Origin of the sequence: Bacillus sp. SIMBA_074, from assembly GCF_046534555.1 — a bacterium.
In the GTDB taxonomy this organism is placed as follows: Bacteria; Bacillota; Bacilli; order Bacillales; family Bacillaceae_G; genus Bacillus_A; species Bacillus_A mycoides.
In genome coordinates this window covers 1-269 of the sequence record NZ_JAWRYM010000580.1, presented here as the reverse complement: position 1 = coordinate 269, position 269 = coordinate 1, and the positions used below count along the sequence as shown (strand labels likewise).

Below are 269 nucleotides of genomic sequence, written 5' to 3'. Positions count from 1 at the left end.
CCCCACACCGCCCCGAACAGCATCCCGGCGGCGATGGTTAAAAGCGTGATGGGCAGGAGTAGCAGGGGCCGGACGAGGTAAACGAGCAGAAGCCAGAGGGGAGCGAGCGGGTCGTCGCGAAGGCCGTCCAGAGTCGCGCCGAGGAGCGCGGCGGGCGAGCCCCCCTTTGTGCGCAGGTAGAGCCAGAGGCCGAGCAGGGCAAAAAGCCAGAGGGCAGTTACGGCATATTGCCATCTCCATTTGGGCGTCGCCGGGCGCATCCGCTTTAC

General features: G+C 66.5%; 1 pseudogene. It reads right to left on the bottom strand.

Annotation, left to right across the window (positions count from 1 at the left end):
* A pseudogene (locus SB773_RS32050) lies at nt 1–269 on the bottom strand (hypothetical protein); the annotation flags it as partial.